Source organism: Rosettibacter sp. KY25 (assembly GCF_057554405.1).
This window is the reverse complement of the sequence record NZ_BAAJAO010000001.1, coordinates 157,278-183,038: the sequence shown is the minus strand read 5'-3', so window position 1 is coordinate 183,038 and position 25,761 is coordinate 157,278. Positions and strand designations below refer to the sequence as shown.

General features: G+C 32.0%; 25 protein-coding genes. 24 read left to right on the top strand and 1 reads right to left on the bottom strand.

What is annotated here, in order from left to right; translation table 11 throughout:
- The first annotated feature begins 7 nt into the window (after nucleotides 1-7).
- The 3 genes from AC27L2_RS00870 (at nucleotide 8) to mgtE (ending at nucleotide 3,347) form a co-directional block, all read left to right on the top strand.
- Nucleotides 8-883 carry a carbohydrate kinase family protein gene (locus AC27L2_RS00870; RefSeq protein WP_487209760.1) on the top strand — a complete coding sequence of 292 codons (876 nt, stop codon included), beginning with the start codon at nucleotides 8-10 and terminating at the stop codon, nucleotides 881-883.
- The gene (rfbD, locus tag AC27L2_RS00865) at nucleotides 870-1,784 is read left to right on the top strand and encodes a dTDP-4-dehydrorhamnose reductase (RefSeq protein ID WP_487209759.1); all 915 of its coding nucleotides are present in this window, start codon (nucleotides 870-872) and stop codon (nucleotides 1,782-1,784) included. The genes AC27L2_RS00870 and rfbD overlap by 14 nt, the downstream gene beginning before the upstream one ends.
- 180 nt (nucleotides 1,785-1,964) lie before the next feature.
- On the top strand, nucleotides 1,965-3,347 hold the full coding sequence (mgtE, locus tag AC27L2_RS00860; RefSeq protein ID WP_487209758.1) for a magnesium transporter: 1,383 nt from the start codon (nucleotides 1,965-1,967) through the stop codon (nucleotides 3,345-3,347).
- A 4-nt stretch (nucleotides 3,348-3,351) separates the two neighbouring features.
- On the opposite strand, the gene AC27L2_RS00855 is transcribed toward mgtE, so the two are convergent.
- Nucleotides 3,352-3,627, bottom strand: a complete 276-nt coding sequence (locus AC27L2_RS00855; protein ID WP_487209757.1) for a hypothetical protein — start codon at nucleotides 3,625-3,627, stop codon at nucleotides 3,352-3,354.
- 190 nt (nucleotides 3,628-3,817) lie between these two features.
- Here AC27L2_RS00855 and metG point away from each other — a divergent pair, with 190 nt between their 5' ends.
- The 21 genes from metG to AC27L2_RS00750 all read left to right on the top strand — a co-directional run bounded on the left by metG (nucleotide 3,818) and on the right by AC27L2_RS00750 (nucleotide 25,736).
- On the top strand, nucleotides 3,818-5,857 hold the full coding sequence (metG, locus tag AC27L2_RS00850; protein ID WP_487209756.1) for a methionine--tRNA ligase: 2,040 nt from the start codon (nucleotides 3,818-3,820) through the stop codon (nucleotides 5,855-5,857).
- Between the two features lie 111 nt (nucleotides 5,858-5,968).
- Nucleotides 5,969-6,919: a DNA-methyltransferase gene (locus AC27L2_RS00845; protein WP_487209755.1), complete on the top strand. Its 951-nt coding sequence runs from the start codon at nucleotides 5,969-5,971 to the stop codon at nucleotides 6,917-6,919.
- A gap of 123 nt (nucleotides 6,920-7,042) precedes the next feature.
- Nucleotides 7,043-9,025: a peptidylprolyl isomerase gene (locus AC27L2_RS00840; protein WP_487209754.1), complete on the top strand. Its 1,983-nt coding sequence runs from the start codon at nucleotides 7,043-7,045 to the stop codon at nucleotides 9,023-9,025.
- The gene (locus tag AC27L2_RS00835; RefSeq protein WP_487209753.1) at nucleotides 8,994-9,821 is read left to right on the top strand and encodes a peptidyl-prolyl cis-trans isomerase; all 828 of its coding nucleotides are present in this window, start codon (nucleotides 8,994-8,996) and stop codon (nucleotides 9,819-9,821) included. Before AC27L2_RS00840 ends, AC27L2_RS00835 begins: the two co-directional genes overlap by 32 nt.
- Nucleotides 9,822-9,826: 5 nt before the next feature.
- A complete protein-coding gene (locus AC27L2_RS00830; RefSeq protein ID WP_487209752.1) occupies nucleotides 9,827-11,092 on the top strand; it encodes a peptidylprolyl isomerase in 1,266 nt (421 codons plus the stop codon).
- Nucleotides 11,093-11,114: 22 nt separating this feature from the next.
- Nucleotides 11,115-12,107, top strand: a complete 993-nt coding sequence (locus AC27L2_RS00825; protein ID WP_487209852.1) for an AAA family ATPase — start codon at nucleotides 11,115-11,117, stop codon at nucleotides 12,105-12,107.
- A 122-nt stretch (nucleotides 12,108-12,229) separates the two neighbouring features.
- The gene (lysW, locus tag AC27L2_RS00820; protein WP_353677941.1) at nucleotides 12,230-12,397 is read left to right on the top strand and encodes a lysine biosynthesis protein LysW; all 168 of its coding nucleotides are present in this window, start codon (nucleotides 12,230-12,232) and stop codon (nucleotides 12,395-12,397) included.
- Nucleotides 12,398-13,552: a homocitrate synthase/isopropylmalate synthase family protein gene (locus tag AC27L2_RS00815; RefSeq protein WP_487209751.1), complete on the top strand. Its 1,155-nt coding sequence runs from the start codon at nucleotides 12,398-12,400 to the stop codon at nucleotides 13,550-13,552.
- Nucleotides 13,553-13,593: 41 nt separating this feature from the next.
- Nucleotides 13,594-14,439, top strand: coding sequence for a lysine biosynthesis protein LysX (gene lysX / locus AC27L2_RS00810; RefSeq protein WP_487209750.1), 846 nt, complete (start codon nucleotides 13,594-13,596; stop codon nucleotides 14,437-14,439).
- The gene (gene argC, locus AC27L2_RS00805; protein WP_487209749.1) at nucleotides 14,440-15,486 is read left to right on the top strand and encodes an N-acetyl-gamma-glutamyl-phosphate reductase; all 1,047 of its coding nucleotides are present in this window, start codon (nucleotides 14,440-14,442) and stop codon (nucleotides 15,484-15,486) included.
- A gap of 61 nt (nucleotides 15,487-15,547) precedes the next feature.
- Nucleotides 15,548-16,192, top strand: coding sequence for a class II glutamine amidotransferase (locus AC27L2_RS00800; protein WP_487209748.1), 645 nt, complete (start codon nucleotides 15,548-15,550; stop codon nucleotides 16,190-16,192).
- Nucleotides 16,183-16,974: a [LysW]-aminoadipate kinase gene (locus AC27L2_RS00795; protein ID WP_487209747.1), complete on the top strand. Its 792-nt coding sequence runs from the start codon at nucleotides 16,183-16,185 to the stop codon at nucleotides 16,972-16,974. Before AC27L2_RS00800 ends, AC27L2_RS00795 begins: the two co-directional genes overlap by 10 nt.
- Nucleotides 16,975-16,989: 15 nt before the next feature.
- A complete protein-coding gene (locus AC27L2_RS00790; protein WP_487209746.1) occupies nucleotides 16,990-18,144 on the top strand; it encodes an aspartate aminotransferase family protein in 1,155 nt (384 codons plus the stop codon).
- A gap of 201 nt (nucleotides 18,145-18,345) precedes the next feature.
- Nucleotides 18,346-18,714: an NADH-quinone oxidoreductase subunit A gene (locus AC27L2_RS00785; RefSeq protein WP_487209745.1), complete on the top strand. Its 369-nt coding sequence runs from the start codon at nucleotides 18,346-18,348 to the stop codon at nucleotides 18,712-18,714.
- The gene (locus AC27L2_RS00780) at nucleotides 18,705-19,217 is read left to right on the top strand and encodes an NADH-quinone oxidoreductase subunit B (protein ID WP_487209744.1); all 513 of its coding nucleotides are present in this window, start codon (nucleotides 18,705-18,707) and stop codon (nucleotides 19,215-19,217) included. Before AC27L2_RS00785 ends, AC27L2_RS00780 begins: the two co-directional genes overlap by 10 nt.
- 3 nt (nucleotides 19,218-19,220) lie before the next feature.
- Nucleotides 19,221-19,715 carry an NADH-quinone oxidoreductase subunit C gene (locus AC27L2_RS00775; protein ID WP_487209743.1) on the top strand — a complete coding sequence of 165 codons (495 nt, stop codon included), beginning with the start codon at nucleotides 19,221-19,223 and terminating at the stop codon, nucleotides 19,713-19,715.
- A 9-nt stretch (nucleotides 19,716-19,724) separates the two neighbouring features.
- Complete coding sequence (gene nuoD / locus AC27L2_RS00770; protein WP_487209742.1) at nucleotides 19,725-20,972, top strand: NADH dehydrogenase (quinone) subunit D; 1,248 nt, start codon at nucleotides 19,725-19,727, stop codon at nucleotides 20,970-20,972.
- A gap of 46 nt (nucleotides 20,973-21,018) precedes the next feature.
- Nucleotides 21,019-21,498 (top strand): NADH-quinone oxidoreductase subunit NuoE, encoded by a 480-nt coding sequence (gene nuoE, locus AC27L2_RS00765; protein ID WP_487209741.1) that lies wholly within the window; start codon nucleotides 21,019-21,021, stop codon nucleotides 21,496-21,498.
- A gap of 8 nt (nucleotides 21,499-21,506) precedes the next feature.
- Nucleotides 21,507-22,817, top strand: a complete 1,311-nt coding sequence (gene nuoF / locus AC27L2_RS00760) for an NADH-quinone oxidoreductase subunit NuoF (RefSeq protein ID WP_487209740.1) — start codon at nucleotides 21,507-21,509, stop codon at nucleotides 22,815-22,817.
- A 2-nt stretch (nucleotides 22,818-22,819) separates the two neighbouring features.
- Nucleotides 22,820-23,374 carry a flavodoxin family protein gene (locus AC27L2_RS00755; protein WP_487209739.1) on the top strand — a complete coding sequence of 185 codons (555 nt, stop codon included), beginning with the start codon at nucleotides 22,820-22,822 and terminating at the stop codon, nucleotides 23,372-23,374.
- A gap of 106 nt (nucleotides 23,375-23,480) precedes the next feature.
- On the top strand, nucleotides 23,481-25,736 hold the full coding sequence (locus AC27L2_RS00750; protein ID WP_487209738.1) for a methyl-accepting chemotaxis protein: 2,256 nt from the start codon (nucleotides 23,481-23,483) through the stop codon (nucleotides 25,734-25,736).
- Nucleotides 25,737-25,761 lie beyond the last annotated feature (25 nt).

The following is a 25,761-nucleotide window of genomic DNA, read 5'->3' as shown; positions in this document are numbered from 1 at the left end:
TTTTAATATGAATATTTTATTAATCGGACATTCAATTATCGACCATATAGAAATTGCTGGTAGAGAAATAATTAAACCCGGTGGAATTTTTTATTCTGCAGCAGGAATGTTGTATGTGAAAAATGAAAATGATAAAATCTTCTTACTAACTGGAATGAATAAAGATGTATTAAAATATTTTGAAAAATTATATTCCAAATGTTCGCTTGATTATCTCATTCATCTTAATGATATGCCGGAAGTATTTCTAAAAATTTATGAAGATAAAGAACGAGATGAGTTTTATAAAAACATATCTTCTTCGTTGACAATTAATAAAATTAATGATTGGTTAATATTTGATGGAATTTTAATAAACATGATTACCGGCTTTGATATTTCAATTGAACAGTTAAAGTTTATTCGCAAAAATTTTTCTGGCTTAATTTACTTTGATGTTCATACATTATCTCGTGGAGTTGATGAAAATTTGAAACGAGAATTCAGACAAATTCCTGATGTGGAAAATTGGCTTTCAAGTATTGATATAATTCAATGCAACGAAAGTGAACTGAAAACAATTTTTAATTACAGTGATGAAAAAATTATAATTGAAAATGTTTTGAAATGTGGTCCCAAAATTTTAATTCTTACAAAAGGAAATAATGGTGCAGAAGTTTTTTTCGTGGAAGATGAAAATGTTAAGAGTTTGTATGTCCCTGCAGAAAAAGTTGTGGCAAAAAATAAAATTGGTTGCGGGGATATTTTTGGCTCAGTCTTCTTTTATACATATCTTAGCACTAAAGACTTATTAATTTCTTTAAGAACTGCAAATAAAATTGCTGCAAAATCTGTTTCATCAAACAATATTGAAGAATGGCTGAGTGAATATGTTAAGTGGTAACTTAATTAGAACAAGAATTCTTATAATTGGGTCAAATGGAATGTTGGGACAAAGGCTTGCAGAATATTTTTCCAGCACAAATAATTATGAATTAATGTGCGCATCTGCAGAACCAGAATCTTTTGTTCAAGGGGTTGATTATAAAAATGTAGATATTACGAAAAAGAATGAAGTAAGAAAACTTATACTAAATTTTTTCCCAGATTTTGTAATTAATGCTGCTGGTTATACTAATGTTGACAAAGCAGAGAATGAAAGAGAATTAGCCTGGAAAATTAATGTTAATGGTGTTGAAAATATTGCTCTTTATTCATGGACAATCGATGCGCACATGATTCATATATCTACTGATTATATTTTTGACGGCAAAAAAGGACCTTACTCAGAAAACGATAAACCATGTCCCATCAGTTATTATGGGAGAACAAAATTAGCAGGTGAAAATTCAATTAGAACAAGCGGTGTTCGCTACACAATAATCAGAACAAATGTTTTATATGGCCCTGCAAAATATGGCAGACCCGATTTTGTTAAATGGGTTATTAATTCCCTTCGTTCAGGGCAGGAAATAAAAATTGTAACTGACCAGTATAACAACCCAACGTATATTGATGACCTTGTTGATGCAATTCATAAAATTATTTTATTCAAGAAAGAAGGAATTTATAATATTGCCGGAAAAGAAATTATTTCACGATATGATTTCACATTAAAGATTGCAGATTACTTTGACTTAAATAAAAAATTAATAAAACCAGTTTTAACAAAAGACTTAAATCAAGCGGCACCCCGCCCGCTAAAATCAGGCTTGATAATTTTGAAAGCAATGGTTGAACTTGATTACAAGCCGCATGAATACGAAGAATCATTCGAACTTATGAAAAAGGAACTGAACTTGTAATTATTTCAGAAAAAAATAGCGATAAGAAATAATTAATAAATCGAATAACAAATCTCATTCAATAAAGAAAATTTTTTTTGGGAAATTTTTTAAGTTTATTGAGAATTCAACATTAAATAGTAAATTTGCAAATCTAATTTAATCAATCCTTTTACATCATCCTCAAAAAGGAGGTGCCTGATGCTGAGCATGCTAATCAGCCCTGAAATCAAAGAATTAATCCAAAATAAACAATTCCTTGAGCTTAAGGAAATTTTAATTGATTGGACTCCAACAGACATAGCAGATTTAATTTTAACACTAAGTGAAGATGAAAGAGTTCTGCTTTTTCGACTACTTCCCAAAGAATTAGCTGCAGATGTTTTTGAATATCTGGATTATGACACACAGGTAGAACTAATTCACTCAATGGGTCATGAAAAAATATCAGAGCTGCTGAATGAGATGTCGCCTGATGACCGAACCGCACTTTTTGAGGAAATGCCTCCAAATGTTGTAAAGCAGTTATTAAATTATCTTTCCTTTGATGAAAGAAAAATTGCTCAACAGTTATTAGGCTATCCTGAAAATAGTATCGGGCGTTTAATGACGCCTGATTATATTGCCATTAAAGAATATTGGACTGTTCAGGATACACTGGATTATATTCGAAAATATGGTCAGGATAAAGAAACTTTGAATATTCTTTTTGTTGTAGATGAATATGGAAAACTTATTGATGATATTAGAATTAGAGATATTTTGCTTGCATCACCAGATACAAAGATTAGAGATTTAATGGATGGAAATTTTGTTTCATTAAAAGTAAATGATGATCAGGAATCTGCAATTGAAATTTTTAAAAAGTATGATAGAACTGCTTTACCTGTTACAGATAGTTCTGGTGTGTTGGTTGGAATTGTAACTGTTGATGATGTTCTTGATATAGCAGAAGAAGAAACTACAGAAGACATTCAGAAGATTGCAGCAGTTCAGGCATTCGAAGAACCTTATCCTCACACATCAATATTTCAAATGATAAAAAAGAGAGCAGGCTGGCTAAGTATTTTATTCATAAGTGAAATGTTTACTGCCACAGCAATGGGCTATTTTGAAAATGAAATTAGTCAGGCTGTTGTTCTTGCTTTGTTTGTTCCACTTATAATTTCGAGTGGCGGCAATTCTGGTTCGCAAGCATCTACTTTGATTATTCGTTCTCTTGCATTAAATGAACTTTCTCTTAAAGATTGGTTCTTTGTCTTTAGAAGAGAAATACTAACAGGATTATTACTTGGTGTAATTTTAGCAATATTAGGATTTCTAAGAATTTCTATATGGCAGCTTGTCAGCGGTGTTTATGGAGAACACTGGCTTTTAATTGGGATGACCGTTGCTACTGCTTTGATTGGTGTGGTTTGCTGGGGCAGTCTTATGGGTTCAATGCTTCCTTTTATTCTCAAAAAACTTGGATTTGACCCAGCTACATCTTCAGCTCCATTTGTAGCAACTCTTGTTGATGTTACTGGAATTATAATTTATTTCTCTGTAGCTCATATGATGCTGGAAGGAACATTGCTCAAATAAAAAATTATTCAAAACTTTTTCTCCAGCTTCGCATTAAAAAACCAGTGATAATCAAAGCTACACCAATTAATGCAATCTTTATATAAGATTCTGAATAATAATAAAAACCTCCAATTGCAACTGGAACATTTTGTAATTCTGAAGTAGTAAAACCTTCGCCTCTTGCAATTTCTACTTTATATTGAAAATGAAGCAAAGCATAACTTAAAATTACACCACCCTGAACAAAGCAAACAATATCTACTAATGCAAATATTATTGTTGACATTAATTTTTTCATTTAATTATCCCTCATCTGTTTTGGAAATTTTTTTATGCAAAAAATATTAAAATTCTTTTTCTAATTAATAAAAAATAATTGCTGGAGTAAGAATTTATTTTGACTAACTTCAATTTTAAAAACAATTAAGTATTCCAATTTAGAATTTTCTTATATTTGTCAACAATTATTAATAAAAAGTGAGTAAAACTTGGCTAAAGAAAAAGTTCTTGTAACATCTGCACTCCCTTATGCAAATGGCAATATTCATCTTGGACATTTAAGCGGAGCTTATTTGCCTGCAGATATCTATGTGAGATACAAAAGACTTAACGGCGACGATGTAATTTATATTTGCGGTTCTGATGAACACGGAGTTCCAATTACAATCACAGCAGATAAAGAAAAAGTTCATCCAAAAGTTATTATTGACAGATACCATGAACTCAATAAAAAAGCTTTTGAAAAATTTGGAATGAGTTTCGACATTTATTCAAGAACAAGTCTTCCAATCCATCATAAAACTGGTCAAGAATTTTTTAAATGTTATTATGATAATGGATTGTTGATAGAAAAAAAATCAATGCAGTTTTATGATGAAAAAGTTAAAATGTTTTTGCCAGATAGATATGTAGAAGGAACCTGCCCCCGCTGTGGGTATGAAGAAGCAAGAAGTGATGAATGTGAAAAATGTGGTTCTCTTTATGAACCTTCTGAATTAAAAAATCCAAAGAGCAAAATAAGCGGCGAAACCCCTGTTCTCAAAGAAACTTCTCACTGGTATTTCCCGTTAGGTAAATTTCAAGAACGACTTGAAAAATATATTGATGAAATGAATCAAAAATATGGATGGAAAGAAAATGTGCTCCAATATTGTAAAGGCTGGTTCAGTGAAGGTTTAAGAGACAGAGCAGTAACAAGAGATTTGGATTGGGGAATTAAAGTTCCGCTCCCAAATGCCGAAGGTAAAGTTCTTTATGTTTGGTTCGAAGCTGTGCTTGGATACATTTCTGCAACCAAAGAACTTTCTGAAAAAAGAAATGACCCTGAATTATGGAGAAGATATTGGCAGGATTCAAACACAAAGTATATTGCATTTATTGGAAAAGATAATGTTGTTTTTCATACAATTATTTTTCCTGCAATGTTGATGGCATGGAACGATTTTAATGAAGATAAATTTATACTTCCTCAAAATGTTCCAGCAAATGAATTTTTGAATTTCGAAGGGAAAAAATTTTCAAAATCACGAGGCTGGGGAATTGATGTAATTGACTTTCTGGAAATATTTCCTCCCGACCCGCTTCGTTATACTCTTGCAGCTAATCTTCCTGAAAATAAAGATACAGATTTTTACTGGAAAGAATTTCAAGCAAGAAATAACGGCGAACTTGCTGATATTCTTGGTAATTTCATCAATAGAACTTTTACATTTGCATTCAAACACTTTGAAGGAAAAGTTCCTAAACTTGGAACATTAGAGCAAATTGATGAAAACATGATTGAACTTTTGAAATCATATCCTCAAAAAGTTGGAAATCTTATTGAACATTTTAAAATCAAAGATGCGGTCTTCGAAATGATGAATCTTGCTCGAGCTGCAAATAAATATTTTAATGATTCTGAACCATGGAATACAATCAAGCAAAATAAAGAAAGATGTGCAACTACAATTAACATTTGCTTAAATACAATTTATACTCTCGCAGAAATTTTTGAGCCTGTTATTCCATTTACTTCATCAAAAATATTTAACATGCTGAATGCAGAAAAATGTGAATGGAATGAATCAGGAAAATTAAATTTAACAGAGGGACATAAACTTAATCCTCCAGAAATTTTGTTTAATAAAATTGAAGATAAAATAATAGAAGAACAGATTAATAAACTTGGAGCAGTTGAAACCGAAGTTCAAAAAGATGAAGAGATAACCATTGAAGAATTTAAACGCATTAAACTCAAGGTTGCAAAAATTATTGAAGCAGAAAAGGTTAAGAAAAGCGATAAACTTCTTAAGCTTCAACTTGATTTGGGCAATGAGAAAAGACAAGTTGTGGCAGGAATAGCAAAAAGCTATGAACCAGAGGATTTAATCGGGAAAAATGTTTTGATTGTTGCCAACTTAAAACCAGCAAAATTATTTGGTTTGGATTCCCAGGGAATGATACTCGCTGTTGATTCAAATGAAGAAGGAAAGGTTAAGATAATAGAAATCGATGGTTCAGTTGCACCAGGTACAACCGCAAGATGAGTTTAAGGCAGCTTGTTTAGAATTATTAATTAACTCTTGCTCATGCCAAATTATATGAATATAATTTGCTGTTATTTAATTTCTTTTTGAACTAATCTGATATTCTCATTTATGAAGAATAAAAAAGCTGCACCAAGAAATAGAACAATTTTATTAACAGATAATGAATTAAAAAAATATTCAAAAAAATTAATTAAGCTTAAAAACAAAATTGAAGTAAAGGATATATTGAATAAAACAATTTGCCAAGATTTATTTACAGCTCTTGATTATCTCCCAGAATCTTTTGTTGATTTACTCTTTATCGACCCGCCGTATAATCTTAATAAATCATTTAATAATCTTAAATTCAAAGAGCAGTCAATATTTGACTATTCAAATTGGATTGAAGAATTTATAATAAAATTAAAACGAACATTAAAACCAACTGCAACAATTTATTTTTGCGGCGACTGGCATACTTCAATATCAATTCCACTTGCATTGGAAAAACATTTTATAATTCGAAATAGAATAACCTGGGAAAGAGAAAAAGGGAGAGGTTCAAAATCCAACTGGAAAAATAGTTCTGAAGATATTTGGTTCTGTACAGTATCAAATAAATATACATTTAATATTGATGCTGTCAAGTTGATGAGAAAAGTAATTGCTCCTTACACAGATGAGAATGGAAATCCAAAAGACTGGCTGAAATCTCCCAAAGGAAATTATAGATTAACTCATCCATCAAATATTTGGACAGATATTTCAGTGCCGTTCTGGTCTATGCCTGAAAATACAATTCATCCGACTCAAAAGCCGGAAAAATTAATTGCAAAACTTATTTTAGCAAGCACGAATAAAAATGATATTGTGCTTGACCCATTTTTAGGTTCAGGAACTACTTCGGTTGTTGCAAAAAAATTAGGAAGAAATTATGTCGGAATTGAAATAGATAAATATTATGCTGCACTGGCTGAAAAAAGATTGCATCTTGCTGATAAAGACAAAAAAATTCAGGGTTTTGAATTTGGTGTATTCTGGGAAAGAAATACTAAACCTTTTCCTCTGCATTCTGATTAGCAAGTCAAAAAGTGAATGATTATTAAAATAAAATATTTTTCCAAATTAAAATTATGAAAGAAACTTTTTTGAGAATGAATCATTAAAACAACCAAAATAAATTTATTGTGGAGGAATTTAGCTATGCATATTAAAAAATTGTTTTTATTGATGCCCGTAATTATGTTCTTATTTACTTCCTGTGCTGTTGAACATTCCAAAATTGTTGTTGCTGAATTTGGCAAGAATAAAATTTACATGGACGAATTTGAAAAAGCATATGCTAAAAATTCCGGTGATGTTGAAAAAGCTAAACAAGATTCGATTAGTAATTATAAAAAATTTTTAGACCTTTATGTTAATTACAGAATGAAACTCCGCGATGCATTTGTGAGAGGTTATTATTCCGATGAAGATATGCAAAAAGAACTGAATGATTATAAAACAAGCATTGGAACTACATTTTATCTCAATGATGAATTAATTAAACCAGGAATTAAACAACTTTATGAAAGAAGAAAATATGAATATCATGTCGCTCATATAATGCTTAGACCTGATTCTTCAATGAATGAACAGCAAATAATTCAATTCGGAAATGAATTAATCAAAAGAATTAATAATGGAGAAGACTTTGAAAAACTCGCTAAAGAATATTCTAAAGACCCATATTCAAAAGATAAAGGCGGGGATGTTGGTTATGTTACTGCTGGTGATATTGTAGTTCCAGAAATTGAAGATGCAATTTATTCTACTGAACCAGGTAAAATTTGTCCACAATTATTAAAATCAAATTTTTCTTATCACATCATCAAAGTTCTTGAAAAAAATCCAAGAAGATATATGATTCGTGCTCAACATATTCTTGCAAGCTCAAGAGATTCTCTCGGTAATGTAGATACATTAAAAGCATATCAAAAAATTTTAGAAGTTCAGAAAAAACTTCAGGAAGGGGCAGACTTCGGTGAGCTTGCAAAAGAATACTCTGATGATAAATACAGTGCAAGAAACAAAGGAGACTTAGGATATTTTCAACGTCATCGAATGGTCCCAGAATTTGAATATGCAGCATTCAAATTGAAAGTGGGAGAAATTTCTCCAATTGTTAAAACTTCTTATGGTTATCACATTATTAAACTAACAGAAGAAAAACCAATTCCAAGTTTTGATGAAAGCAAAGATGAATTAGAAAAGATGTATAGAAATTTCCGTTATAAAAAAGATTTAGCAAATCTGAAACAAAATTTAATCAAACAAGCTAAACTGGAAATTAAAAAAGATTTGTTCGACAGAATTGTTTCATACGCAGATTCATTAAAAAGTATTAATGACTATCCGCAAAGTGTAATACATTACGAATTAGGCATGGGAGTGATTTTCAATTTGAATAATAATAAAGTATTGTGCGATTCTTTATTCAATTTCATGAAAAATAAAGGAGATTATATTTTTAGAAAGATTAGTGCAGATATGTTAAACGAAGCAATTGAAGATTATGCTGGTGAATTATTAATAAGAGAAAAAGCAATGCAATATGATAAAGTCAATCCAGAATTTGCTTCTTTAATCAAAGACTATGAAAATGGAATTTATCTTTTCAAAATTCTTGAAGAAGAAGTCTGGTCTAAAGTGAAAGTCGATAGTGTAATGGCTATGAATTATTATGAAAAGAATAAAGAAAATTTTAGATGGAAAGACAGAGTTGCTTTCAAAGAAATAAGTGTTAATTCTGATTCTCTTGCACAAGTAATTTACAATGAAGCAAAGAACGGAGCAGATTTTGATTCTTTAATGGCTAAGTATAATAAAAAATCATCTGCACGTGGTAACACTAAAAATGAATTATTAGAGATTGGAGATAATGGACTTGCTGACGAAGCAAATAAACTTGCAAACATTGGTGATATTTCTGAACCATTCAAAAATGGAAATAACTGGGTAATATTAAAACTTACAAAGCGAGAGCCGGCACGCTTAAAAACATTTGCTGAAGTTCGAAATGAAATTATGGGAATCCTTCAAGAACTTGAAAGCAAACGACTCGAAGAATCTTATATTAACAGATTAAAAAATTTATATCATCCAAAATATTATTATGATGAACTTAGCAAAGCATTTAAGCAATAAATTACATTTAGCTTTTTTCTTTCTGTTGCTTTTATTTGGATGTTCAAAGGAAGAAAAAAAATCAAATGAAATTGTAAGAATTAAAGATGCTGTTCTTACGGAAGAAGATTTAAAAATTGCATTGGGTGAAAAATCGAACAGTGCAAAAATTCGTGAACAATTTATTAATGAATGGATTGAAAGAGAAGTTTTGTATCAAAAAGCAATTGAAGAAGGAATAATCAAGGATAAAGAATTTAATTCAATTTTAGAAAGGTCAAAAAAAGAACTGGCAGCTGCATTTCTTATAAATAAAATATTATCTGAAAATTCTAATTCACCAGATGAAGATGAGCTTAGAAATTATTATGAACTAATGAAAGATGATTTTCGTCTTGCAGATGATTTATATCGCATTAACATCATATACTTTAATAACTTTGATGATGCTGTAAAATTTAGAACAATTTTGATTGAAAGCGGATGGAATAAAGCATTAAATGCATTTGCAAATACTTCTTCAATTATAAGTTCTGAAACTGATAATTTGTATTATGGTTATCAGCTGCAACCGGCAATTCTATCAAGAATGGTTTCATTTATGATGCCAGGAGAAATTAGTGTTGTAATTGAAACAGAGAAAAATAAATTTGCTGTTATGCAACTCGAAGAAAAATTTAATAAAGGAATTATTCCACCATTTGAAGTGATTAAAGAAAAAGTAAAAGAAAGATATCAGGTTATAAAAAATAAAGAGTTTATTCAGAATTATATTGAAGAATTAATTTCTGATTATGATGTTGAAATAAAAAGGTAATTAACATGAAAAAAATTTTTTTGTTGTTTTTGATATGCACTTCTGTTTATTCACAGCAGGTGCTCGATAAAATTGTTGCTGTTGTTGACAATGAAATAATTTTAAAATCTGAACTTGATTTCCGAGCAAATTATGAAGCAGCACAAAGAAATATGACTGCACCAGATTCTGTTATGCTCCGAAATGTATTGATGCAGATGATTGAAGAAAAACTTTTGTATGCACAAGCCGAACTTGATTCCATCGTTGTTTCGGATGATCAAGTTAAAAGTCAGCTCGATTATCAGATTAATTATTTTATTCAGCAATATGGCTCTCAAGAAAAATTAGAACAAGTTTACGGAATGCCAGTTGAAAAAATAAAAAGAGTTTTAAGAGATGATACAAGAAAAAATCTTATGGCTCAAATGCTGCAGCAAAAAAAATTTGGGGATGTTCAGGTATCAAGAAAAGAAGTAGAAGATTTTTTTGATATGTATAAAGATTCACTAGGTATAGTGCCAGAGAAATATGAAATTGCTCATATATTTCAGAATCCTAAAACTGGAGAACGAGCAAGAAAAAAAGCACTCGACCTTGCAAAAACACTTCTTGATTCTTTGAAAAAAGGAGCGGACTTTGCAGAACTTGCAAAAAAATATTCTGATGACCCGGGCAGTGCTGCACAAGGCGGAGATCTTGGCTTTGTAAAACGCGGTGTCTTCTATCCCGAATTTGAAGCAGCTGCTTTTTCACTGGCTCCTAATCAATTATCAGGTATTGTTGAATCTCCTGTTGGTTTTCACATAATCCAGATGCTCGAAAGAAGAGGTGAATCGATTCATACCCGTCACATTTTAATTAAAATGAAATCTGATGATGAATCAGACTTGAAAGCAATAGAATTCTTAAATGAAATAAGAGACAGCATCATATCAGGCAAAAATACATTTGATTACTATGCAAAAAAATACAGCGATGATAAAGAAAGTGCAAAGTTTGGTGGTGTTCTCGGCACTTTCGAAGCTAATCAGTTAGATAAATCTATAGTTGACCAGATTTATAAAATGAAAGAAGGAGATATCAGCTTTCCTAAAAGAATGGAACTTGATAGAAATACTTATGGATATCACATAGTGAAATTGATAAAACGAATTCCACAACACAAAGCTAATCTCGAACTTGATTATAACGAAATTAAAAGACTTGCAGAATATTACAAGAAACAGAAACTATATAAACAATGGATGGATGAAATTAAAGAAAAAATTTATTGGGAAATTAGATTATAAATAAACTAAAAGGACTAAAGTGATTAACAAAAATCTAAATGATATCGAAATAGTTGAAGAACTATCCAAAGCTGTTAAAGAGATTAAAAAAGAAATTTCAAAAGTTATTGTTGGTCAGGAAGAAATAATTAATAATTTGATAGTAAGTCTATTGTCGAGAGGACATTGCCTTTTGGTTGGAGTTCCCGGCTTAGCAAAAACTCTTTTAATTAAAACACTTTCAGAAGTGCTCGATTTAAAATTCAGTCGTATTCAATTTACTCCTGATTTAATGCCAAGTGATATAACCGGAACTGAGATTATTGAAGAAGATGCGATAACAAAAAAGAGAGATTTCAGGTTTGTCAAAGGTCCAATTTTTGCAAATATTATTCTTGCAGATGAAATAAATCGAACACCTCCAAAAACACAATCAGCTCTTCTTGAAGCAATGCAGGAGCATAAAGTTACAGCTGCAGGAGTTACATATAAACTTGAAGAACCTTTTTTTGTTCTTGCAACACAAAATCCAATTGAACAAGAAGGAACATATCCTTTGCCCGAAGCACAGCTAGACAGATTTATGTTTAATCTCTGGCTCGACTATCCTGCTTTTGATGAAGAAATAAAAATTATAAAACAAACAACAAGTAATTATAAACCTCAATTAAATAAAATACTTAATGCCGATGATATAATTTTCTTTCAGGATTTTATAACAAGAGTTCCTGTTGCAGATAATGTAATTGAATATGCAGTTAAGTTTGTTAAATCAACACGCCCTGTTGATGGCACAAATAAATTTATTAAAGATTGGATAAGCTGGGGTGCTGGTCCGCGCGCATCTCAATATTTAATACTTGCTGCAAAAACAAAAGCAGTTATGGAAGGAAGATTTACTCCTTCAATTGATGATGTTAGAACATTTCTAATTCCTGTTTTGCGTCATCGCATAATCCCAAATTTCTCTGCTCAAGCCGAAGGAATAGATTCAGTAGAAATTATTAAAAGACTCGATTCAGACGAAAAATTATAAAAAATTTTTATTTATAATTATGCATTATTATGCATAAAATTAAAAAAATGATTTTTTGAACAATCATTTTATTGCAAAGCCGCAAAATATTTTTTATCTTCGCAAAAAATTTTTGGAGTAATATGAAAGCAGAATGCCCTGTTTGTGGTGCAATGATTGAATTAAAGGAAGGGACTGTAGTTGGAGAATTGCTCGAATGTCCCGATTGTGGAACCGAACTTGAAGTTGTTTCTCTCAACCCACCAACATTAAACGAAGCACCTCAAGAAGAAGAAGATTGGGGAGAATAATTGGTCTGGGTTTTAGATTCAACTTTAAGAGAAGGGGAACAAACCCCAGGTGTTTATTTTGATAAGCACATCAAACTTGCAATAGCAAATTTGCTCGATGAAATCGGCATCGATATTATCGAAGCCGGTCATCCAATGGTTACGCCTGAAATTCATGCAGCTGTAAAAGCTATTGCACAAAAAAATTATAAAGCAGTAGTTGGTGCTCATTCAAGATCATTAAAACAAGATGTTGATTTGGCACTTGAATGTGGAGTTGGCTTTATTGGAGTTTTCTATTGTGTTTCAGATGAAAGATTAAATACTGTTTTTAAGAAAGACCTCGACAGCGCAATTCAACAAATTACCGATATTATTAAATATGCTAAAAGCCAAAAACCTGATTTATTAATTCGTTACACTCCTGAAGATACTGTAAGGTCACAATTTGAAAATGTTGTTAAAGCTTCTGTTGCTGCTATCGAATCAGGTGCAGATATTATTAGTGTTGCTGATACTACTGGCTTTATGATTCCAGGTAAAAGAAGCATGTATGATTATATATCAAGATTAAAAGAAGAATTTGATAAGAGAAATTTACATCCCAAAGTTGCTGTGCATTGCCATAATGATAGAGGCTTGGCACTTGCAAATGCACTTGATGCTTATCGTGCTGGAGCTGATATAATTGATGCAACAACTCTTGGTTTGGGAGAAAGAGCAGGTTTAGTTGATTTAGCTCAATTGCTGGTAGTTTTAACAGTTGACTTTGGAGAAAATAGATGGAATCTTCCTAAACTTCTCGATTTATATGATTTAGTTAGCAAACACTCCGGAGTTCCTATACCAGCTAATTTCCCAATTACTGGCAAGAATGCATTTACTCATTGTGCAGGTGTTCATACTCATGCAGCATCTATCAATCCTATGCATTATGAAAGCTTAAATCCTGCTGTTGTGGGCAGAGAAAGAAGTTTTGCATTAGACCACATGTCTGGCATTGCTTCTCTAAGATATGCACTGAATTTAATTGGTGAAAATGAACTTGATGAACAAACTCAATATGATATTTTGCAGGAAGTAAAATCTGTAGGGCAAAGAGGACGCACAGTTGACCTTGCCGAACTTAAACACATCGTAGATGCAGTTAAACATCATCAAACCTATAAACGCTGAAAAATTTCAGCTCTTATTTATTTAATTGGGAGAATATAAAAATGAAAATCGGATTACTTCATTCATTGATAAGAAAAGATGAAAAATTTCTAATTGACGAATTTAATGCAGTCAAAGGTGTTGAACTGGTTATGATTGATGACCGTGAGATAACATTTAATCTCGGTAAAGATCATTTTGATTTAGATGTTGTTGTTGAAAGATGCATTAACCACTCACGAGCTCTTCACAGCTTGCGACTTTTCGAATCTGCAGGAATAAAATGTGTTAACACATATCAAGTTGCCACAATTTGTGGCGATAAATTATTGACATCAGTTGCTCTGGCAGAACATAATGTTCCTCAGCCAGAAGTTAGAGTTGCATTTACTGAAGAATCCGCTCTCAAAGCAATCGAAGAAATGGGTTATCCAGTAGTTCTTAAACCAGCTGTAGGTTCTTGGGGAAGATTGCTTTCAAAAATTAATGACCGCGACGCTGCAGAAGCAGTTCTTGAACATAAAACTATTTTGGGTTCTTATCATCATTCTATTTTCTATATTCAAAAATATGTTGAGAAAAAGGGAAGAGATATTCGCAGCTTTGTAGTTGGCGATGAATGTATTGCTGCAATTTATAGAACCTCTCCGCACTGGATTACAAATACTGCAAGAGGTGGAATTGCTTCTAACTGTCCAGTAACTGATGAATTGAGGGATATATCTTTGCGCGCTGCTAAAGCTGTAGGTGGCGGAATTGTTGCTATCGATATTTTCGAAACGGAAAATGGTCTTATGGTAAATGAAGTTAATTATACAATGGAATATAAAAACAGTATTGTTACAACTGGTGTAAACATTCCTAAAAAAATGGTTGAATATATTTTGAGAGTTGCCGAGGAGAAATAAATGGAAAAAATTAAAGTCTCTATAGTTGGTGCTTCAGGTTATACCGGCGGTGAACTGCTTAGATTATTATTATTCCATCCCTTTGTTGAAGTTAAACAAGTTACTTCAGAAAGTAATACAGGGAAGTTCGTTCATAAAATTCATCCAAATTTAAGAAAAGTTACAGCACTAAAATTTAATTCCATTAATGAACTTGAAGAATGTGATTTATTATTTCTCTGTCTCCCTCATAACAGCTCGCAAAATAAAATTGATACATTTAAAAAAATTGCACCAAGAATAATTGATTTAAGCGCAGATTTTAGATTAAAAGATTCTGCAGAATATGAAAAATGGTATGGTCATCAACATGCCCGCCCAGATTTATTAAATGAATTTGTTTATGGCATTCCAGAACTTCATCGTGAAGAAATGAAAAAATCTAATTTCATTTCGAGTGCTGGATGTAATGCTACAGCAAGCATTCTTGGATTATATCCATTATTTAAAAATGGACTTGTTGAAGAAGATAGAACAGTAATTGAAGTTAAAGTTGGTTCAAGCGAAGGTGGAAACAAAGTTAATGAAGGCTCACATCATCCAGAAAGGAGTGGAGTTGTTAGGTCTTACATGCCAACTCAACACAGACATACTGCAGAAATTTTACAGGAATTATCTTTTGGTAAAAAAATTCAAGTTCATTTTTCTGCTACTGCAATTGACATTGTAAGAGGATTGCTTGCAACATGTCATGTATTTTTAAAAGAAAATTTAACTGAAAAAGATATTTGGAAAATTTATCGCGAAGCTTATGGAAATGAACCATTTATTCGAATTGTGAAAGAAAGCGAAGGAATTTATAGATATCCTGAACCAAAATTGTTGATTGGGACAAACTACTGCGATATTGGCTTTAAAAAAGATGAGTTCTCAAATCGTCTTGTTGTAATAAGTGCAATTGATAATTTAATGAAAGGTGCTGCAGGTCAAGCTGTTCAAGCATTTAATATCATGTTCGGATTTGATGAGAAAACGGGCTTGGAATTTCCAGGACTTCATCCAATTTAATTTTTTCTTCATTATTTACGATACTTAAGAAAAATTTTTTAATCCAGTTGAGTTATTAAAAATGTGCCGATTGTTATATGTGAATTCTAAATACGAATTTGATGCAAAAGATTATTTATTGAAATTTGCAGAGATATCAAAAAAAAGTAAGGAGTATCAGGGACACGGCTGGGGCTGTGCTTACTTGCAAAATGATAAGTGGAATTTTTATAAAAACATAAAACCAATTTGGGAAGATAATCTTGAGCAATTCGGTTTGACAAAAAGATTGATTGCACATGCACGCAGTGCCTTTCGCGACGAAGGAATATCTGTTGAAAACAATATGCCCTTTTATGATGACAATTATATTTTCATTTTTAATGGAGAACTTCGTGGTGTAAAAATCAAAGAAGATGGAAGAATTGGTGCAGAAAAAATTTTTAATTACATAAAAAGATTTGATAAGGGAAGCATTAAAGATGCTATTAAAAAAGGAACCGAAATAATAATTAAAAAGTCGTCTTATGTTCGTGCGATGAATTTTATAATTGCAGATAAAGAAAATGCTTATCTTTATTCTTTCTTTAATGAAGATGAAAATTATTTTACTATGCATAAAAAAGTTTCAGAAGATTTAATAATGATTTGCTCTGACAAATTTGCTGATGAAGATAATTGGCAGCCTATTCCAAATAATTCATTTATGGAGTTCAAATGTATTTAATTAAAATTGGCGGTGGAAAGGAAATTAATCTGAAAGGAATAATTTCAGACCTTTCAACAATTAAAGAAAAGTTTATTATTGTTCACGGCGCTAATGCATTAAGGGACGAGCTTGCACAAAAATTAAATTATCAGAAAAAAGTTGTTACTTCACTGTCAGGCTACGATTCTGTTTTGAGTAACGAAGAAACAATTGATTTAATGATGATGGCTTATGCAGGTTTGAAGAATAAAAGAATTGTTGAAATTTGTCAGCAACATGGTATTAATGCAGTAGGTTTATCAGGTCTTGATGGGAAAGTAATTGTTGGAAAAAGAAACAGCGGAATAAAAGTAAGAGAGGGCGGCAAAACTCTTTTGCTGAGAGATTTTTCTGGGAAGCCAAAATCAGTAAATAAACATTTACTTAATTTATTGCTTGATAATGGTTACACACCAGTTTTGTGTGTGCCATTAATTGATGAAAATAATTTTGCAATTAACTCAGAAAATGATGATATAATTGCACTTTTGCAAACTGAATTCAATGCAGAGAAAATTATTTCTTTAATAGAAGCCCCAGGCTTTCTTCTTGATAAAAATGATGCATCATCACTCGTTTCCAAAATCTCGAAAGAAGAACTTGAAGCAATGGAACAAAAAGTAGAAGGAAGAATGAAAAGAAAAATTCTTGCACTTCGAAAATTATTTGAATCAGGAAATACCACCGTTATAATTTCTGATGGAAGAACCGAGCATCCAATAATCGATGCTCTAAATGGAAAAGGAACAATAATTTCATAGAAAAGAGGTTTCAAAATGATTGATTACAAAGCACTCCAACAGCAATATGAAATTGAAGTTTACCCAATGCGAGATGTTGTTTTTGTAAAAGGGAAAGGTGCTCGTCTTTGGGATGACCAGGGAAATGAATACATTGATATGGCAGCAGGAATTAGTGTAGCAAATGTTGGTCATTGCAACGATAAAGTTGCAGAAGCAATTTCGCAGCAGGCTTCCACACTTATTACATGTGCAAATACTTTTTATAACGATAAAAAAGCTCTATTTCTTGAAAAACTTTTCAGCATTGCACCAAAAAATCTTAAAAAAGCATTTCTTACAAATTCAGGAACCGAAGCTATAGAAGGTGCAATTAAATTTGCACGATTTACAACAAAGAAAACAAAATTCATTGCAGCAATGAAAGGCTTTCATGGAAGAACAATGGGAGCTTTAAGCGCAACTTACAAAAGTGAATATCGTGAAGGTTTTGAACCACTGGTTCCTGGTTTTACATTTGTTCCATATAATAATTTTGAAAAACTTGCTGCAGCAGTTGATGATGATACAGCTGGAATAATCCTTGAGTTAGTGCAGGGCGAAGGAGGAATTAATATTGGCAAAAAAGAATTTTTCCAGAATGTTCGAAAATTGTGTGATGAAAAAGGAATCATCTTAATTATTGATGAAATTCAAACTGGATTTTGCAGAACAGGAAAAATGTTTGCTATAGAACATTATGATATTGAAGCAGATATAATGACACTTGCAAAATCAATTGCAGGTGGTTTTCCAATGGGCGCTGTTCTTTGTTCAGATAAAATTAAAATGGAAAGAAGCAAACATGGTTCAACTTTTGGCGGTAATCCTCTTGCATGTGCCGCTGGTATTGCTGCAATTGATTTTATGATTGAGAATAAATTATGGGAACAAGCAGAACAGAAGGGAAATTACTTCAAAGAAAAATTAAGTAAATATGCATTATCCAAAGTCCGAGAAATTCGTCAAATTGGTTTAATGATTGGAATCGAGTTGAAGGATAAATCTCAGCCAGTTATTGTTGAATTACTAAAGAAAGGAATTGTAACTCTTCCAGGTGGAACCACAGTTTTAAGATTACTTCCACCATTAGTGATAAGTTATGAAGAACTTGATATTGCAATAGAAAAAATAGCTGAAGCACTTGTGTAAATAAGATGTTTTGAATAAATCCGAATACAAGTTTTGTCCTAATTCATAAATCAATATTAAATTAATCCTCATCTTTCATAAATTAAGATGATGAAATAAAACAGCTCTTTTTAATTTATATATCACTTCTTAATATCTGCTTTTGCATTATAAATTGAATTAGGTTATTTTTCACTTATAAAAAAGTAAAAAATTTTATTTATGATACTTGATTATATTCCAGTAATACTTGTATTAATTTTTTCTGTAATTGTAAGTGGAGCGATAATTCTCTCCTCAAGAATTTTTGGTCCTTATCGTCCCAACAAAGTTAAATTGATGCCGTATGAAAGCGGTAAAAATCCTGTTGGCACAACACACGAAAGAATCTCTGTTAAGTATTATCTTGTTGCAATGTTATTCATAATATTTGATATCGAAGTTATTTATGTTTATCCATGGGCTGTTCAATTTAAATCACTTTTTAATCAATATGGAATTTTTGCATTTTTCCCGATGTTTGTCTTTTTAGTAGTTCTTGAAATAGGATTTTTATACATCCTCATGAAAGGGGGATTAAAATGGGATTAGAAGCAAAATTATATAAAGATGGTTTTATTACCACAACCTTAGATGCAGTTATAGCATGGGCAAGAAAGAGTTCTGTTTGGCCCATGCCAATGGGAATTTCCTGCTGCGCAATTGAGTTAATTGCAGCTGCAGACCCGAAATATGATTTAGCTCGTTTTGGTTCAGAAGTAATGCGCTTTACCCCACGACAGTGTGATTTAATGATTGTTGCTGGAACAGTAACTTATAAAATGGCTCAGGTAGTAAGAAGAATTTATGACCAGATGCCAGAACCAAAATGGGTAATTGCAATGGGTGCATGTACATCATCAGGTGGAATGTATCGTTCATACAATGTGGTTCAAGGAATTGACCAATTTTTGCCAGTTGATGTTTATACTGCAGGCTGCCCGCCTCGTCCAGAAAATTTGATTAATGCAGTTATGACTATCCAACAAAAAATTGCTAAAACAAAAGCAAGAGATTTTCAGGATAAACCTCTTTTAGAAAATATTGATAAATAAATTATGGAATTCAAAGAATTAATCATCCAGAAAGTAAAAGAAAAATTTGAAAATTCAATTGAAGAAATTAATCAGTTTCGCGGCGATTTATCTATCACGATTAATAAAGATAAAATTGTTGAGCTTGCAAAACTTTTGAAGGAAGATGCTGACCTTCATTTTGAAACCTGTATCGATGTTACAGCAATTGATTGGGCAAAACGCAAAAACAGATTCACAGTTGTCTATCATGTTTATTCTTATCAAAATAATTTTACTCTAAGACTAAAAGCTAATATCGATGACGAACCCCCACAAATTGATTCAGTTACATCTGTCTGGAAAAGTGCTAATTGGTATGAAAGAGAAACTTATGATATGTATGGAATTATTTTTATAAATCATCCTGATTTAAGAAGAATTTATATGCCCGAAGGATTTGAATATCATCCTCTTAGAAAAGATTTTCCAGTATTAGGCATACCAGGTTCATTACCATTACCAGATAAAATTGAATAACTGCTCATTATGGAAAAGAAAAATATCTACACAGATGAAAAATTATTAAAAAAATTACTTGAGGATAGAGATATCACCATTGAAGATGCTCTAGAAAATGAAATGGTGATTAACATGGGTCCTCAGCATCCTGCTACTCATGGTGTGTTAAGATTAGTTTTACGACTTGATGGGGAAACAGTTCTTGGAGTCGTTCCAGAATTAGGTTATCTGCACAGAGGTTATGAAAAGATGGCTGAAGAAATGACTTACATTGAATATATTCCTCATACAGACCGTCTTGATTACACTGCTACAATGTGCAATAATGTTGCTTATGTTTTAGCAGTAGAAAAACTTCTTGGAATTGAAGCTCCTAAAAGAGCACAGTATATCAGAATGATGGTTGCAGAACTTTCTCGTATTGCAGCTCACATGATTGCAATAGGAACTTATGCTATGGATGTTGGGGCAGTTACAATGGTAATGTGGACATTCAGAGAACGAGAAAAAATTCAAAACATTTTTGACAGATTGGCTGGAGCTCGTTTTACTACAAGCTATACAAGAATTGGTGGTGTTGCTAATGATGCTGATGATGTTACATTAAAAATGGTTCGCGATTTTCTTGACCAGCATCATTCAGCTCTTGATGAAATGGATAAACTTCTTTTGAAAAATAAAATTTTTATAAATCGACTCGAAGGAGTTGGAATTCTTCCAAAAGAAGAAGCTATTGCACTTGGTGTAACAGGACCAAATCTTAGAGCCTCCGGTGTTGAATATGATGTGCGACGAGCCAAGCCTTATCTTTTTTATAATGAAATTGATTTTAATATCCCTACTCAAACAGAAGGTGATTGCTTAGCTCGATATTATCAAAGAGGCGAAGAAGTAAGAGAAAGTGTGAAAATCCTTTATCAAATTCTTGATAAAATGCCGCAGGGAGAAGTTCTTGCTAATGTACCTAAACATGTTCTTCCTCTTAAAACAGAAATTTATACAAAAATGGAAGAACTTATTCATGATTTTATGTTAATTAATTATGGAATTAATCCTCCAGTAGGCGATGTATTTTTCTCTGCAGAAAATCCAAAAGGTGAACTTGGATTTTATATTGTAAGCAATGGAACTGGATATCCTTGGAAATTAAAAATTCGTTCTCCTTCGTTTTGCAATCTTCAGGCGCTGCCAGTTGTTTGCAAAGGAGCTATGATTTCTGATGTGATTGCAATTATTGGAAGTTTAGACCCAGTAATGGGAGAAGCAGATAAATAAAAATTTTCTTGAAATGTTATTGATTAATGAAATTTAAGAGTTAAAAATGAGTTTCAAATTCACAGAAGAAAATCTTAAAAGAATTGAAGAAGCAAGAAAAAAATATCCTACATCTCTTGCTGCAGTAATGCCCACAATTTACATCGCTCAGGAACAAAATGGATATATTACAAATGAAGTAATGGAAGAAGTTGCAAATGTTCTTGGAATCGGCAAAGTAGATGTTTTAAGTGTTGTAACTTTTTATACAATGTATCATACAAAACCAATTGGGAAATATCATATTCAGGTTTGTACAAATGTTTCGTGCATGCTTCGTGGAGCTTATGAAATTTGGGATTTAATTAAAAGTAAACTTGGAATTGACCATATGGAAGTAACACCGGATGGAAAATTTTCTCTTGAAGAAGTTGAATGTATGGGAGCTTGCGGTTATGCTCCAATGATTGCAATTAACGAAGATTATTATGAAAATTTAACTAAAGAAAAAGTAGAAGAAATCTTGAATACACTTTCAAAAGAATGAGTCAAAGGATGGAAAGAATAGTTCTACCTGAAATACCAAATTTAGATGATATCGAAGTTTATCTTTCTAATGGTGGGTTCGAAGCTGCTAAAAAAGCATTTTCACAATCACCAGATGATATAATTGACCAGGTGAAAAAATCAGGATTAAGAGGTCGAGGCGGTGCTGCATTCTTAACAGGTTTGAAATGGAGCTTTATGCCCAAGACCACAGATAAGCCCAAATATCTCTGCATCAATGGTGATGAAAGTGAACCCGGTTCATTCAAGGACAGACAAATTTTTGAATACAATCCTTTTCAATTGATTGAAGGGTCAATTATAACATGCTATGCAATTGGAGCTCAAACTGCATATTTATACATTCGTGGTGAATACCACAAATGGATTAAGTTGATGCAAAAAGCAATTGATACAGCTTATGAAAGAGGTTTTCTCGGCGAAAAGATGAAATCTACTTTTGCAACAGATTTCTATTGCAATCTTTACATTCATAAAGGGGCAGGAGCTTATATTTGTGGTGAAGAATCTGCTCTCATGAATTCAATTGAAGGCTTGAGAGGTTATCCGAGAGTCAAACCGCCTTTCCCTGCACAACGCGGATTATGGGGTTGCCCAACAACAATTAATAATGTAGAAACTATAACAAATGTTCCTCCAATAATATTAAAAGGATGGGAATGGTTTTCAAAAATTGGAGCACCAAAACATCCAGGAACACTTTTGTATGGTGTAAGCGGTCATGTAAATAAGCCTGGTGTTTATGAATTGCCCACTGGAATTTTGTTGACAGATTTAATTTACAATTATGCTGGTGGAGTTATTGGCAATAAAAAAATTAAATGCGTTATTCCTGGTGGAACATCAATGCCGCCATTGAGAGGAGACCAGCTTGAAGGTGTAAGAATGGATGCAGAATCTTTGAAAGCAGCTGGTTCTGCAATTGGAACTGCTGGCGTAATTGTTATGGATGAAGATACAGATTTATTGAAAGTTTTGCTTAGAATTGCTCACTTTTATCATCATGAAAGTTGTGGTCAATGCACACCATGCCGTGAAGGAACTGGCTGGATGGAAAAAATTCTTCATAGAATTGCTGAAGGGAATGGAACATCAAAAGACCTTGATTTATTGATTAGTGTAGCTAATAATATTGAAGGAAATACAATTTGTGCATTAGGTGATGCTGCTGCATGGCCTGTCAAATTTATGATTGAACGATTTCGTGATGAGTTTGAAAAATATGTTAAGCCTGATATTAAAATTCCTGTTCCAAATAAAGTTCATTCAATGAGATTTACAAAATTTCCACTTTCATAACTATGGGAAAGATTTTAGTCCTTTATTATTCTCAAGAAGGACATACTAAAAAGATGGCTGAATTTGTTGCTGAGGGTGCTAAAGAAATTCCTAATATAGAAGTTCGCTTAAAATCAATTTATGAGGCTGATAGAGAAGATATTTTTTGGTGCGATGGATTAGCTCTTGGATCACCAACTTATCTTGGAACTGTTGCATCTGAAATGAAAAAATTTTGGGAAAATTTATTACCTGATTGGCAAAAAATTGATGGCAAAATTGGTTGTGCATTCAGTTCTCAAGGTGGATGGGGCGGCGGTGCAGAATTAACATGTCAAACTCTTTTGAATATCATGATTAATTATGGCTTTCTTGTTTTTGGAGTAACTGATTATTCCGGCAAACAATTTACAGCTCATTACGGAGCTACTCAAGCAGGCGAACCAAGACAAGAAAAAGAAATTGAATCATGCAAACGTCTTGGGAAAAGATTAGCTGAATGGGTTGCTGTTTTTGTTGACGGAAGAAAAGATTTGCATCCTCTGAACAATTTGTATAAAAGAAATCCCTGGGATTAATCCTTCTAAATTACTAGTCAAAATTTTTTAGTGAATCTATTCAAAAATTTATTTCCCCTTCGATAATAGAGATAGAATTAGTGTTTTTTGTTTAATTGGAGGAATTATGTTAAAAAAATTTTATGACCTTAAAACTATTAACAAAATAATTATACTGTTTGTGTTTGTTGTGATAATAACTGGAATCAATGCTTTCCTTGCTTACAGAAATTTAGGTGAAGAAGAAATTGTAGTGAAAAAATTGGGTTACAATTTTTTACCTGCTGTTCAGTCCTTAATAACACTTTATCAAGCTGAAACTTCTGTGCTCTCTGCGGAAAGAGGTTTATTAAATCCCGATTTGAAAGATGAAAAAGTTCGGCAGTCAATTTATGAATCAATTCCCGCAGCATTTAAAAGAGCAGAAGATGCGTGGAAAGTTTATGAATCATTAGAAAAAGATGAAAGAGAAAATCAAATATGGCAAAAGTTTGTAAATGACTGGAACACTTGGAAGCAAGCTCATGAAGAAGTTATAAACTTGCAAAGGAAGATTGATAAATTAGAATCAGAAAATTTAGATAAAGAAAAAAATAATGAATTGCTTGAGTTAAGAAAAAAATGTAATGAGCTGTCAATTGAAGCTTTGAAAAAATTTGATACAGCAAAAATGAATTTAAAAGAACTTGTAAGCATTTATGACGAAAAAACTTCTCAATACAATCAAGCAAGTCTAAATGAAATAGCTGATGCAAAAACGAAGACTATAATTTTTATCTTGATATCAACCATTGTAGTTTTCTCTTTTGTCCCTGTAATAAGAAAAACTATTGTTGACCCCATTGTATCTCTTGATTCAAATGCCAGAGAAATAATAAGAGGAAATTATGATGTAATTCTTAAGCATAAAGACAGAAAAGATGAAATTGGTCATCTCAATTTATCTTTTGATGTAATGATAAATAAAATTAAAGATGAAATTGCACGAGCAACAAGTTTTCAAACCGGTGTTAATGGCGCTTTCTTTATTGTTGATAAAGATTTAACAATAAGATTTATTAATCAAGCAGCGTGCGATTTGGTTGGATTTGAAAGAAGCATTGAGGATATAATTGGCAAAATGAAAGTTAAAGAAGTATTCGGAACAGATTCTGTAAGCAGAAGAGCAGTAGAAGGAATTTTCTTGAAGGGTGAAAAAATTTCTTTGAAGAATAGAAAAGGTGAAGATATTCCAATTCTTGTTCAATCAGGACCAATTTATAACAGCAAAAAAGAAATTGACGGCAGTTTTGTATTCTTTACAGATTTAAGAGAAATAGAAGAAAAAAATAAAGAATATTTGAAAGAACAAATTAAACCAATTGTAGAAATTGTTGAGCGTTTAGCCAATGGAGATTTTACAGAAGAATTGGAATTAAAAAATGATGATGTTTTATATGAATTAGGCTTAAAGATAAATAAAATGATTAGAGAATTAAGAAGCGTACTTGAAAATGTAAAAGAAGCAATTCAGTCTACAGCAAGTGCTGCAGAACAAATTTCATCTTCATCAGAAGAAATGGCTGCTGGTGCTCAAGAACAAAATATTCAAGTAAGCGAAGTATCCCGTTCAATTGAACATATGACAAGAGCAATAATTGAAATGTCAAAAAATATTACAGAAGTTGCACAGATGTCGCAAAAATCAAGTCAGGCGGCAAAACAAGGAGCAGAAAAAACAAATGAAACAAAAGCAGGTATGAATAAAATTGTTCAGGCTTCACAAGAAACTGCAGAAATAATTGCTTCACTTACGAACAAAACTGACCAAATTGGTGAAATAACAAAAGTAATTGATGATATTGCAAATCAAACCAATTTACTTGCATTGAATGCTGCTATCGAAGCAGCAAGAGCCGGCGAACAGGGACGCGGTTTTGCTGTGGTTGCCGATGAAGTTCGAAAACTTGCTGAAAGAACAACTAAGGCTACAAAAGAAATTGCAGAAACTATTAAATCAATTCAATTAGAAGTCAAGGAAGCTGATAAATCGATGGCTAATGCTAAATCTTCAGTATATGATGGAATGAAATTAACTGAAGAAATTGACATGACACTTCAGGAAATTTATAAATCTGCAAAATCTGTTTCTGATTTAATTGATAATATTGTTGCAGCAAGTCAGGAACAATCAATTTCTGCTGATGAAATAAGCAAGAATATTGAAAATATAGCAAGCGTTACAGAACAAAGCACAACAAGCACAGGACAAATTGCAAGCGCTGCAAATAATCTTGCAAGATTAACTTCTAATCTTGAAGATTTATTCAGCAAATTTAATGTAGGAGGAAAAACATTATCTTATTCCAGAGAAAAATACATGCTTGAAAGAGCAAGTGCATAAAATGTGAAACATACCTTAAAAGAGC